Source organism: Achromobacter insolitus, assembly GCF_002209555.1.
Classification (GTDB): Bacteria; Pseudomonadota; Gammaproteobacteria; order Burkholderiales; family Burkholderiaceae_B; genus Achromobacter; species Achromobacter insolitus.
The window spans coordinates 232857-246535 of record NZ_NJIF01000003.1 but is presented as its reverse complement, the minus strand read 5'-3'; the positions used below and the strand labels follow the sequence as shown (position 1 = coordinate 246535).

Sequence of the window (13679 nt, the reverse complement as noted above, 5' to 3'; positions counted from 1 at the left end):
GCGATATATGCAAAAGACCATTTATTCGTTTGCGCGACAAGGCACGAGCGGCATCATGGCCGCCATGAGACTCCAACCGATTATCGTCCCTGGCTGGAAAAACTCCGGGCCCGAACACTGGCAATCCCGCTGGGCGGTACTGCTGCCTCACGCGGTGCGCATTGAACAACGGGACTGGGAAAATCCCGCCGCGCCTGAATGGATTGCCACGCTCGCCGCCGAGGTCGACCGGGCGCGCAGCCCCGTGCTGCTGATCGCCCACAGCCTGGGCTGCGTGATTAGCGCCGCGTTGCCCATCCCCTTGCGCGCGAAGGTCGCTGGCGCCTTGTTGGTCGCGCCCGCCGACGTGGAGCGGCCCGACACGCCGGATTGCCTGCGAGGTTTCGCTCCGGTTCCCTGCCAGCCGCTGCCCTTCCAGAGCGTCGTGGTGTCCAGCGACAATGACCCCTACTGTCGCCTGGAGCGTGCCCGAGCGTTCGCCCAGGACTGGGGCAGCCGGTTCGTCGTGCTGCCGGGCGCCGGCCACATCAACGCGGACAGCGGCCTGGGCGACTGGGCCCAAGGCCTGAAGCTGTTCGGCGCCCTGCGCCGCCGAGCCACCTGGCGCATTCCCACGCCTCCCAAGCGCATCCCTCCGATTCCCCTCTGCGACGCGCCTTGACCGGATCGCTCCGGAACGGCCTCGCCGCCGAAGCGCCGCAGCACCGCAAATCCGTCGCATCCGACGCTCGAAACATGACGGGCGGGAGGTATTGCGGACGCAGGAATCGTCCCCGGATACAAGTATTACGATAATTGTTGACCATTTCCTGCAAACCTTTCAGCTCAAAACCGCCGGGGTGACTTTATTTTGCGGTGTTGAAGCGTTTTGATTATCTTTGCTCCGAAATTGTTACAACTGATTGATATACTCGCGGCCGGGATACTTTTCGGGGACAGGCATTTCAAAGCTGCAATTCGGGCAAGCCCCTGCCCGTCTCATCCATGCAGCAGCAGCGACGGCTGCGCCTGATACACATAGTAAAACTTTCATATGTCACAACGGCCTACGTACATCTGTCACGACGGTCGGACCGCAGCAGCGTCCCCCCGGTGTCAATGTACCTTGAGGCCCGACTGCCGGCGACGATCGACACATAAGAAATGAAAATGCAAAGCAATACAAGCAAGCGCCTTCAGCGGCGCACGGTTAATACACGCGGCGACAAAGCCCTTCAAGCGGCGGCAAGACAGGAGTTTCTCTCAATTTCGGGCCAGAGCATCCGCGCCTGACCGACCGGCGCGCGCCACGTTGCCGGCCTGCCGCCGGAGCCCGCCATTTCGATACTCCTGACGATTCCACCGCACTTTTCATTTCCCGCCGCCGTTCGACGGGCTAGAAGGACACTGCATGCGTAAGCGCGTTGCCGTTATCGGACTTTCGTTCCGATTCCCCAGCACCACCAATGACAGCTACTGGCCAGCTCTGCTTGAAGGCCGCGACCTGGTGACACAGGTCGCCCAAGACCGCTGGTCCAGCGACGCGTACCTGCACCCCGCCAAAGAGCATCCCGGCACCGCCTATACATTCGCCGCCGGTTCGATTGGAGATGTCGCCGGCTTCGACGCCGGGTTCTTCGGCATTTCCCCGCGTGAAGCGGCCTTGATGGATCCGCAACAGCGCCTGCTGCTGGAAATGAGCTGGGAAGCCATGGAAGACGCCGGCGTCCCGCCGTCCACCCTGCGTGGCTCCAATTGCGGCGTCTATATCGGTATCGCCAGTTCCGACTACGCCTACCGCATGGCCGAAGACCTGGGCGCCGTCGACGCCTCCATGGCAACCGGCAACACCGCCAGCATCGCCGCGAACCGGCTGTCGTACTTCTTCGACCTGCGCGGACCGAGCATCGCCATGGACACGGCCTGCTCGTCGTCCCTGGTCGCATTCCACCAGGCCTGCCGCGCAATCGTTTCCGGCGAATGCACCCAGGCGCTGGCGGGCGGAGTCAGCCTGCACCTGCATCCTTACGGATTCATCACCTTCTCCAAGGCGTCCATGCTGTCGCCTCGCGGCCGCTGCAATGTTTTCGATGCGTCGGGCGATGGCTACGTGCGTTCCGAAGGCGGTGGCGTGTTCCTGCTGAAGGATTATGACCAGGCCGTCGCCGACGGCGACAATATCCTGGCCGTGGTCGCCGGTACCGCCGTCAATACGGACGGCCGCAAGTCCGGCCTGACCGTCCCCAGCGTCGACGCCCAGACCGCCCTGATGCGCCAGGCCTACGAACAGGCCGGCATTTCGCCCGCGGATATCGACTACCTCGAAGCGCACGGCACGGGCACCGCGGTCGGCGATCCGATCGAAACGCGCGCGATCGGGCTAGCTCTGGGCCAGCCCCGCGGCAAGCAGACTCCCCTGCCCATCGGCTCGGTAAAAAGCAATCTGGGCCACCTGGAGGCCGCTTCGGGCGTGGCCGGGCTGGTCAAGGCGCTCTACGTGTTGCGGCATCGGGAAGTGCCTGCCACCATCGGCATCAAGACCCTCAACCCCAAAATCGAGTTCCAGGACTGGAACCTGGACGTCGTCACCCAGAACCGCAAGCTGCGCCCCAGCGGCAAGCTGGTGGTGGGCGTGAACTCGTTCGGCTTTGGCGGCGCCAACGCTCACGTAATCCTCGAGAGCGCCGCGCCCGCAAGTCCTGCCGCCGAAGGCAAGATGGCAAAGACCGCGCCGATTCCCGTCGTGGTCTCGGGCAAGTCCGCCCAGGCCCTGAAAGACGCAGCCGGCTTGATGGCCCAGACCCTGCGCGACCAGCCCGCCAAGTTCCTGTACAACGCCGCGTACCACGCCGCCATGCGCCGCGACTGGCACAACGAGCGCGCCGTGGTCTTCGGCACCCAATGCAACGCCGTCGCCGACCTGCTGCAGCAATTTGCAGAGGGCGGCGACACTAAATCCGGCGTCGTCGAGGGCAGCGCCCTGCCCGCCGCTCGCGGCCCGGTGCTCGTCTATTCCGGCAATGGCTCGCAGTGGGCCAACATGGGACGCCGCCTGCTTGCGGATCCCGTCTTCTCTGCAGCCATCGATGAAGTGGACTCGTTGTTCTCCGGCTATGCCGACTTCTCGCTGCGCAAGGAACTCGCCGGTGAAAACGGCGACGACCGCTATGTGCGCACCGAAGTCGCCCAGCCGGCGCTGTTCGCCCTGCAGGTCGGCATTACCCGCATGTTGGCGCAGCGCGGCGTCGTGCCGTCCGCGGTGATCGGCCATAGCGTCGGCGAAGTGGCCGCCGCCTGGGCGAGTGGCGCGCTGACCCTGCCCGACGCGGTTCGCGTCATCTTCCAGCGTAGCCGCCTGCAAGGCCAGACCAGGGGCCAGGGCCGCATGACCGCCGTCGGCATCAGCGGCGAAGAAACCCTGGCGCTCATTACGGAACACAAGCTCGGCGCCAACCTGTGCGTGGCCGGCTTCAACAGCAGCCGCGGCGCCACCGTCGCCGGATCTCCCGAAGCCCTGGACGTGCTCGAGGCAGCGCTGGCGGAACAATCGCTGTTCCATCGCCGCCTGGATCTGGATTACGCCTTCCATAGTCCGGCGATGGATAGCATCGAAGCCGGAATCCGCGAATCGTTGGCGGACATCCAGCCGCGCTCGGGCGCCGTGCCTTTTTATTCCACGGTCACGGGCGCGCTCCTGGACGGCGCCGAATTGACCGCCGACTACTGGTGGCGCAACGTGCGCCTGGCCGTTCGCTTCGAGCAGGCCGCAAACCAGTTGACCGCCGAAGGCAACAATATCTACGTTGAAGTCGGCCCCCATCCGGTACTGCGTTCGTATCTCAATGACGCCCTCAAGACCGCGGACCAGCAAGGCCGCGTGCTGAGCACCGCCACTCGCGGCGGAGACGATCCCGAAAAGATCTGGAACGCCGCCGGCCAGGTTATCGTCAGCGGCGGCCATCTGGACCTGCAGTCGCTGTTCCCCTGGACCGGGTCTCCGGTCGAGTTGCCTACCTACCCCTGGCAGCGCGAACGCTACTGGCATCCCGTTACCACCGAATCCCTCGGCCTGCTCACGCGCCGCCAGGTGCATCCGCTGTTGGGCTACCCCATGCAGCAGCATGAGCACACCTGGGAAAACCGGCTGGATACGCAATCCCACCCGGTGCTGGCTGACCACGTTGTTGGCGACGCAGTCGTTTTTCCCGGCACGGGCTTCGCCGAAATCGCCCTGGCGGCCGCGCTTTGCTGGCAAGACGGCGACGGCGCCGAACTCGAAGAACTCGAGATCCATGCGCCGCTGCTGCTCAACGCCGCGCCCAGCAAGGTCACGCGCTTCCTGCTCGATGACAGCGACGGCCGCTTCCGCATCACTGCCAAAGACTCCGGCAGCACCGAGCCCTGGGTCAAGCACGCCAGCGGCCGCCTGCTGCGCGAGCCCCGCCTGTCCCGCCTTACGCAGCTGGCGTTGCTGTTGCCCGAGCGTCCGCCCGATTTCACCGGCGAGAGCCACAACGCGCTAACGCGCGCGGTAGGCCTGGACTACGGCCCGGGCTTTCAGGCAGTGAAACATGGGTGGCTGGAATCCGACACCAGCGCGCTCGCCGTGCTGGAAGCGGACCCCAGCCTTGCTGGCGAACTCGACGCCACGCGCCTGCACCCCGCCCTGCTGGATTGTGCTTTCCAGCTCATCATCCAATTGCTCAGGAACGACCCGGCGATGCATCTTGGCATTGCCTACGTGCCGTCCAAGATCGGACGCCTGAGCCTGCGCGCCAACGCCGGCCAGCCTGCTGCGGCGCGTGTACGATTGGAACGCCGCGCGCCGCATTCCCTCACGGCCAGCTTCGAGCTCTACAACGCCGAAGGCGTGCAGATCGCCGCCGTGGAACAGGCCCGCTTCCGCAGCATCCGCCTGCGCAAACCCGCGGCCGACCATCTGAGCTTTCTTGACACCGTCGCCACGCCGCGTCCGCAGACGCCGTTTGGCCCTAATCCGATCGATGGCGCCGGACTGCGCGCCGCGTTGGCAGATGCTATCGAGCAATGCCGCGACAGCGGGTCGCACGCGCGCTACGCGGAAGAGGTCGATCCGCTCCTTGAAAGCCTGTGCTACAGCTTTGCGCTTGATGCGCTGCGCGAGATCGCGCCTGACGGCAAGCATGTGCCTCAGGCCCTGATCACCGAACTGGGCCGCCATGCGCCGGAATCCGCGCCGCTCCTGCAGCACATCGTCGATCGCCTGACCGCTGCTGGCTATGTCGAGGCCCAGACGTCCGGCCTGGACCTGCCCGCCAGCGACGGCGGCGAAGGCGGTACCAGCGACATCTGGAATACGCTGCTGCGCGAGTATCCCGACTATGCGCAGATCGTCCACGCGGTCGGCCGGATCGGCCTGCACCTGCCCGCCTTGCTGCGCGGCGAAGCCGCCTTTGACGATATCTGCCCGCGCGCCACCACGCCGGCCGTCATCAACCACAGCCTGCTGGGCGCCGCCAGCGGCCAACGCCTGGGCACGTCCCTGCGCGCCGCACTGGCTCAGGCCCAGGCCGCGCGCCTGCCCGGCCAGCGCCTGGCGGTCATGGAAGTGAGCGGGGCCGCGCCGCTGTTCAATTTCAGTTGCTGCGACACGCTCGACTTCAATGTGGCCGACTATTGCTACGCGTCGACCAACGCCGATATGTTGGAGCACGTCAGCCACCAGCATGCCGAGCGCTACCCCAACGCCAGCATCCAGCCTATCGGCGACGCGGCCGAAGGCGCGCTCCCGTGCCATGACCTGGTCATCTTCCATTCCGACTTCGATACGCTGGACGTAACCCGCAAGGCGCTCAAGCACGCCCGCGCCAGCCTGCGCCCCGGCGGCATCCTGTTGTTCTGCGGCGCCCATCCGGCATCGTGGGCGGATTTCGTCTTCGGCGGCCGTCAGGAATGGTGGCAAGCTGGCGAACAAGGCGAACAACTCTCGACTCAGCAACCCGCCGGGTTCTGGCAGGCGGAGCTTGAAACCCTCGGCCTGCTGTGCGGCGACTGCCTGGAGTTCACGCAATCGCCGGCCACCGGCGCCTATCTGCTGACCGCCCGGCTGGACGCTGAGCCTGTTGCAACGCCAGCTGTGGCGACGAGCGAGCCCGCTCACTGGCTGATCCTGGCCGATCGCAATCCTGAACAAGGCGCCGGCCTCGCCCAAGCCTTGCAGGCCCGCCTGAACGCCGCCGGCCATCGGGTCCGCCTGGAAACCGGCGTCACGCCGCAGACACTGGACAGCCTGCTCGCAGACGATGCCGCGGGCCCGGTACAGCACGTGGTGCACCTGCAGCGCCTGGCCTGGACAGATACGCACGAAACGCCGGACGCGCTGCTGGCAAAGCAGACGCAACGATGCGCCCTGGCTGCCGCCATCATCCAGTCGTGCGAACGTCTGCAAGTGCCGGCAACGGTATGGCTCATCACGGCCGACGCGGCTCAGTATCTGCGCGCCGAGCCGCAAGCCGCCAATATGCATGCGCTCAATGACGCGTCGCTATGGGGCTATGGCCGCACGCTGGCCAACGAGGCCTCCAACTTCCGTATCCGCATGGTTGACGTGCCGCTGGCGCAGGCCGGTCGCATGGCGGATGCCCTGGCCCGCGAACTGACCTGCGCGGACGACGAAGACGAGGTGCTGCTTGGTGACGGCGGCGAACGTTATGTCCCGCGCTTGCGGGTCGTCTCCCGCCCCGCCGCCGCCACCCCCGCAGCTGCCGAGGCGCAGGCCGTGCGCCTGGGCTTCGAGTTCCCCGGGCAATTGCGCAACCTGCGCTGGGAAGCCTGCGCCGCCCCTGCGCCCGCCGGCGACCAGCTGGAAGTGCGGATCGAAGCCACGGGCCTGAACTTCCGCGACGTGATGTATGCGTTGGGCCTGCTGTCCGACGAGGCCATCGAAAACGGGTTCGCCGGCCCGACGCTGGGCCTGGAATTCGCCGGCACGGTCACTCGCGTCGGCCCCGATGCCGTCGGCTACAAGGAAGGCGATGCCGTGGTCGGCTTCGGCCCGGCCAGCTTCGGCGACCGCGTCCTGACCCGCCCCAGCGCCATCTCGCATATACCCGATGGCTTCTCGTTCGAAGCCGCGGCGACCATCCCCAGCACCTTCTTCACGGTCTACTACGCACTGCATCACCTTGCGCGCCTGGAAGAAGGCGAGAAGATCCTGATCCACGGCGCCGCGGGCGGTGTCGGCATAGCGGCCATCCAGTTCGCCCAATGGCTGGGCGCGGAAATCTACGCCACCGCAGGCTCGGACGAAAAGCGCGACCTGCTGCGCCTGCTGGGCGTGCGGCATATCTACGACTCCCGCTCGCTGTCCTACGCTGACGAAATCCTCGCCGACACCGATGGCCGCGGTGTGGACGTCGTGCTCAATTCCTTGGCGGGCGAAGCCGTCAACCGCAACCTGCGCGTGCTCAAGCCATTCGGCCGATTCCTCGAATTGGGCAAGCGGGACTTCTACGAGAACACCCGTATCGGCCTGCGCCCCTTCCGCAACAACATCAGCTACTTCGGCATAGACGCCGATCAGTTGATGAACGAGCGCCCCGAACTCACCCAGCGCCTGTTCGCGGAAATGATGGCGCTCTTCCGTCAAGGCGCGCTGCATCCGCTGCCCTACACCGTCTTCGACGCCAACGACATCGTTGACGCCTTCCGGTACATGCAGCAGGCCAGACAGATCGGCAAGATCGTCGTTACCTACCGCAATGGCATCAGCAGCGTCCATCAGGTCGCAACGCAAGCCGCCAGCGGCCTGACGCTGCCGGCCGACGCCAGCTACCTGGTTACCGGCGGGTTGGGCGGTTTCGGCCTCCGTACGGCGCAGTGGCTGGCGGATCACGGCGCGCGCAACCTGATCCTGATCAGCCGTAGCGGCCCGGCCAGCGAGGCCGCGCAGGCTGCCATCACTGCATTCGAAGCCCAGGGCGTGCGCGTGCACGCGGCGGCATGCGACGTCACCGACCGCGCCGCGCTGGCCAGCGTGCTGGCGCAGACGGCAGCCACGATGCCTCCGCTAAAGGGCGTGGTCCACGCTGCCGTCGTCATCGACGACGGCCTGGCCCGCAGCGCCACGGCCGAGCAGATCCACCGCACCCTGGCCGCCAAGGTGCTGGGCGCCCAGCACCTGCATGAACTTACGCGTGCCCTGCCCTTGGATCTGTTCATCTGCTACTCCTCTGCCACCACGCTATTCGGCAACCCGGGACAAAGCAATTACGTCGCCGCCAACGCCTGGCTGGAACGCCTGGCCGCCCAACGCCGCGCGGAAGGCCTTCCCGCGACCTGCGTGCGCTGGGGCGCGATCGATGACGTCGGCTTCCTGGCTCGCAATGAGAAAATCAAGGAGGCCCTGCAAGGCCGCATGGGCGGTGGCGCGCTCGCGTCCCAGGTCGCCCTGGACGCTCTGGGTGCCATGATTGCGTCCAACGCTTCCGGCCTGGGCGTGCTGGAACTGGACTGGCGCGCTTTGAGCCGCTTCCTGCCCACCGCAGGCCTGCCCAAGTTCTCCGACATTGCCCGCCACGCCGGCGACGGCGGTGACGACGACAGTAACGCGGACGACATCGCCCACCTGATCGCCACGCTTGACGATGCCGCCCTGCACGAACGCTTTACCGAAATGCTCAAGGCCGAGATCGGGGAAATCCTGCGCGTGGCGCCCGACAAGATCGAAGCGACTCGATCGGTCTACGACATGGGGCTGGACTCGCTCATGGGCGTGGAGCTGGTCGTGGCACTGGAGAACCGATTCGGCATCCGTCTGCCGGTCATGGCGCTCAATGAGAGCCCCACGCCGGCCAAGCTCGCCGAACGGCTGGTGCTGCTGCTGCGCGACGAACATGAGGCTGGCGACGCCGTCGCAGCCAGCGTTCAGCAAGTCGTCGCCCACCACGCTGCCGAGGTCACGTCTGCCTCGGTGTCTGAATTCGTCGATGAAATCAAACTCAACGGCAGCCTTCCCAAGCAACGCATGATCCAGTAGGCAAGAAGTGAGTACAGTAAAGAAGCTACCCGGCCTTGCCACTGGCATCAAAGACAGACTCATCCAGCAAGCACTGGAGCGCAAACTGCGCCTGGCCGCCGCACCCGCGGGCCAGGCGCCCGCGCGCCCCGCCGAAAAGAAAGCCGAAATCCCTGAGGAACACTACCGGTTCCACCTGCATCCCGGCTACCAGCAGCTGCGCATCATCAACGACGGCGCGAGCCGCCTCGGCGTCAAGAACCCCTTCTTCAAACTGCACGAAGGCACAGCGGGCGCCGGCACCCAGATCAGCGGCAGCGGCTACATCAATTACGCCAGCTACAACTACCTGAACATGTCGGGCGACCCGGTCGTCACCGCCGCCGCCAAAGCCGCGATCGACCGCTACGGCACCTCCGTCTCGGCCAGCCGCCTGGTCTCCGGCGAACGCCCCGTGCACCGCGATCTCGAAACCGAAATCGCCGCCCTCTACGGCGTCGACGACGCAATCACCTTCGTCAGCGGTCACGCGACCAATGTTTCCACCATCGGTTATCTGTTTGGCCCACGCGATCTCGTCCTGCACGATGAGCTGATCCACAACAGCGTCCTGCAAGGCATTCAGCTGTCCGGCGCGCGCCGCCTGCCCTTCCCCCATAACGATTGGGAAGCCCTGGACGCGATCCTGCAAGAGCAACGCCATCAGTTCGAACGCGTCCTGATTGTGCTGGAAGGCATCTACAGCATGGACGGCGACTACCCCGACCTGCCTCGCTTCGTCGAAATCAAGCAGCGCCATCGCGCCTTCCTGATGGTCGACGAAGCTCATTCTCTTGGTGTCATGGGCGCGCGCGGCTACGGCATCCGCGAACACTTTGGCTTGGACGGCAAGGACGTCGACATCTGGATGGGCACCCTCAGCAAGACGCTGGCGGGCTGCGGCGGCTATATCGCCGGCGAAACGGCGCTGGTGGAACATCTGAAGTTCCTGGCGCCCGGATTTCTGTATAGCGTCGGCATGCCGCCCAGCGTAGCGGCAGCGTCCTTGGCGGCGTTGCGGCGGATGAAGGAACTGCCGGATCGCGTCGCGACGCTGCAGGCACGGGGCAGGTTCTTTCTGGAACAGGCCAAGGCAGCCGGCATCAACACCGGGACGAGCACAGGATTGGCCGTGGTGCCGGCGATTACGGGGAGTTCGTTGAAGGCGACGCGCATATCCGCTGAGCTATTCAGGCTTGGCATTAATGTGCAGCCGATTCTCTATCCGGCAGTTCCGGAAAAGGCGGCAAGACTGCGGTTCTTTATTTCCTGTATGCACACGGAAGCCGAAATCCGAGAAACCGTGCGAGCAACAGCGCGCCTGTCTTGAGACAGCGCGACACCCTCTTCACCGTTAACCGCCAGACCTAGAACTACGCTTGTGTCCATTGGAACTTACTCTCGCCGTTTATCCCAATTGCCTGGTATTGAGGCGTTTCTTGGGGAACCGCTGGTTTACCTGAGGCCGGGCCAATCGCCCGAATCCAGAGGGGTCACCGCGTTGGCAGGCTGGGGGTTTCGTCCATCCACAGAGCGGCCTCGGGCGCTGGCTGCTGCTCATGGATTGCCGTTTATAGGGTTGGAGGACGGCTTCCTTCGCTCCTACGGGACCGGTCAAGGCTATCCAACGCTATCCCTGGTCGTGGATGATGCAGGCATTTACTATGCGGCAGATCGGAGTTCCCGATTGGAAACTCTGCTGGCCTCAAGTACTGACCTTTTCTGCGGACCGGGCGTGGAATATGCGCAGGCGCGTGACCAAGTCATCGCCAAAGGCCTTAGCAAGTACAACCTCGCGCCCGATATCCAATCGCTTCCAGGCCCTGCCAAAGGCACGCGGATACTTGTTGTTGATCAGACGGTGGGCGACGCCAGCATTGGTTATGGCTTGGCGCGTGGCGAGAGTTTCGAGCAAATGCTCCAGAGTGCGAGAGACGAAAATCCGGGCGCCACGATTTACGTCAAGACTCACCCCGAGGTCAGCCGCGGATCCAAGCGAGGCTACCTCTCGGACACAGAGGAAGATAGCCACACCGTTCTCCTGCGCGATCCGATAGCGCCTGGCAGCCTGCTCGCTCAAGTAGACCGTGTTTATGCGGTGACCTCACACCTGGGGTTTGAAGCGTTGCTTCATGGCGTACCCGTGACCTGTTTCGGCATGCCTTGGTATGCCGGCTGGGGGGCCACGACAGACGTCACAAGATGCGAGCGGCGCGCCCGGCAGCGCACCACGGATGAGTTGTTCGCGGCGGCCTATCTGCACTACACCCGTTACCTGAACCCCGAAACGCTCCGGCCCGGCTCCATATTCGATGTCATTGAATGGCTCGATCTACAGCGCCGTATGAAACGCGCAATGAAAGGCCGCAGCATCGCAGTCGGCTACCGGCGCTGGAAAGCGGAAAACGTCCGGCCGTTCCTGGGTGCCGACCCAGAACACGTGCACTTTGTGCCTGATGCCAAAGCGGCTGAGGCACTTGCACCGGACTCCAGCGACCGCTTGATAGTTTGGGGAGCCTCCCCGTCGCCCGACACCTCGGATCTGGCACATAGCAGCGGAGCCTCCCTGTTGCGCATGGAAGACGGGTTCATCCGATCGGTGGGCCTGGGATCGGACTTCGTCCCGCCCCACGCCTTGGTTATGGATGGGCAAGGACTATATTTTGATGCCCGGCAGTCCCACGATTTGGAAAGTCTGCTCAACAACAGGGTATTCACGCCCTGCGACAATGAGAGAGCCGAGAAAGTACGACGGCTGATAGTCGAAAATGCTCTCACCAAATACAACATAGAGCCCACGCAAACGCCGAATTGGCTGGCGGGCGACCGTCACGTCGTGCTCGTCCCCGGCCAAGTGGAAGATGATGCGTCAATCAAGTTCGGCTGCGGCTCGGTCCGGGACAATCTATCCCTGATCAAGGCCGCCCGGCAAGCTCACCCGGACGCATACCTTGTCTACAAGCCGCATCCTGATGTTGCGGTCCGCAACCGCAAGGGAAAAGTCCATACCGCCGATGCATTGCGCTACGTCGATCACATCGAGACCGAGGTCTCCATAGTCAGTTGCCTCGACGCCTGCCATGAAGTCCATACGATGACTTCATTGAGCGGTTTTGACGCTCTGCTTCGGGACAAAACCGTAGTTGTCTACGGCATGCCTTTCTACTCAGGCTGGGGTCTGACGCAAGACCGCATGCCCGTTCCGCGCCGAACTCGCACGCTGACCCTGCTTGAGCTGATCGCCGGCGTAATGCTTCACTATCCTGTCTATTGGGACTGGACCTTAAAGGGCTACACGACCTGCGAAGCGGCACTGCACAGAATAATCCAACGCCGAGCGGAGATACTCTCGGCCGGAGACCTGTCTGCGGTACGCAGGACATACCTGCAGCGACAATTGCATAAGCTCCGCCTGTGGGTCAAAGCCGGGTTCATGGTGACGCGATGAACAAAAGACAGCGTTTTTTGTTCTTGCAAGGGGTGTGTTCGCCTTTTTTCCCGAGCTTGGCGAAGGGACTGCGACAGGAAGGTGGACTCGTTCGAAAGGTGAATTTCACCGTTGGCGACCGTGTGTACTGGCGCCAGGGCGGCGCTATCTCGTACCGTGGGCCCATGGAAAACCTTCCGGCGTTCTACCGCCGCGAGTTCGAGCACCACGGGACAACTGATTTGGTCCTCTTCGGTGACTGCCGCCCTGTTCATCGACCCGCAATTGAACTTGCCGCACAGGCGGGAGTGAGAGTTCATGTCTTCGAAGAAGGCTATTTCCGCCCGTATTGGATAACCTTGGAACGAGGTGGGGTAAACGGCTATTCGGGCTTGCCCGCTGATCCAGATTACTACCGGAAACGGGCGAAGGAAGTTCCAGAGTACGACAACGGCATGCCCTTCATCTCGCCATTCTGGAAACGAGCTGCGTATGACGTGGGCTACAACTTCTGGGCAGGGCTGAACCCCGTGCTTCATCGGGGCGTGAAAAGCCATGTGCCCTATAGTCCGGCCACTGAGTACGTCAACTACCTTCGCAAGAGCTTAGGCAGTCGTGTCAGTCGCCGAAGGGCCCAGGTCATACAGGCTAGAGTTGCGCACGCGACGAATCCGCCTTACTACCTCTTCCCGCTTCAACTCACGACCGACGCACAGATCATTCATCATTCTGAGTTCGATAGCATGAAGCATGTTATCGACACGGTGGTTCGCTCCTTCGCGCTCCATGCCCCCCCAAATACGCTACTGCTCATCAAAGCCCACCCCTTAGACCCGGGTCTGATTAATTATGCAAAACATATTCGCCGCTTGAGCAAAGAGCTAGCGCTAGGCGGCCGTGTTGTCTATATCGACGGGGGGCACCTGCCGGCCCTGATCAACGGCAGCAAGGCGGTAGTAACGGTAAACAGCACGGTAGGCGCGTCTGCATTGCTGCACGGCAAGCCCACGAAAGCGCTAGGCCGGGCGATCTACAACATGCCGGGTCTTACCGATCAACGAAGCCTCGACGAGTTCTGGCATCACCAGCAGCGGCCCGATATGCAACTCTTCAAGAGCTTCAGAAATGTGGTCATCCATGATACTCAGATCAACGGTGGATTCTATTGCAAGCCGGGGATCGACCTGTCCGTGAAGAATTCACTGCGAAAACTACTCTATTAGTTCCATCGACGTACAA

At 63.6% G+C, this 13679-nt stretch carries 5 protein-coding genes; all 5 read left to right on the top strand.

What is annotated here, in order from left to right:
* The first annotated feature begins 64 nt into the window (after positions 1 to 64).
* Positions 65 to 661 carry an RBBP9/YdeN family alpha/beta hydrolase gene (locus CEY08_RS11375; protein ID WP_076817717.1) on the top strand — a complete coding sequence of 199 codons (597 nt, stop codon included), beginning with the start codon at positions 65 to 67 and terminating at the stop codon, positions 659 to 661.
* Between the two features lie 729 nt (positions 662 to 1390).
* Positions 1391 to 8995, top strand: coding sequence for a type I polyketide synthase (locus CEY08_RS11370; RefSeq protein ID WP_076813640.1), 7605 nt, complete (start codon positions 1391 to 1393; stop codon positions 8993 to 8995).
* A 7-nt stretch (positions 8996 to 9002) separates the two neighbouring features.
* Positions 9003 to 10343 carry an aminotransferase class I/II-fold pyridoxal phosphate-dependent enzyme gene (locus CEY08_RS11365; RefSeq protein ID WP_063640552.1) on the top strand — a complete coding sequence of 447 codons (1341 nt, stop codon included), beginning with the start codon at positions 9003 to 9005 and terminating at the stop codon, positions 10341 to 10343.
* A 51-nt stretch (positions 10344 to 10394) separates the two neighbouring features.
* The gene (locus tag CEY08_RS11360; protein WP_232033855.1) at positions 10395 to 12461 is read left to right on the top strand and encodes a capsule polysaccharide biogenesis protein; all 2067 of its coding nucleotides are present in this window, start codon (positions 10395 to 10397) and stop codon (positions 12459 to 12461) included.
* Positions 12458 to 13663 carry a capsule polysaccharide biogenesis protein gene (locus CEY08_RS11355; protein WP_088607668.1) on the top strand — a complete coding sequence of 402 codons (1206 nt, stop codon included), beginning with the start codon at positions 12458 to 12460 and terminating at the stop codon, positions 13661 to 13663. The genes CEY08_RS11360 and CEY08_RS11355 overlap by 4 nt, the downstream gene beginning before the upstream one ends.
* The last annotated feature ends 16 nt before the right edge of the window (positions 13664 to 13679 follow it).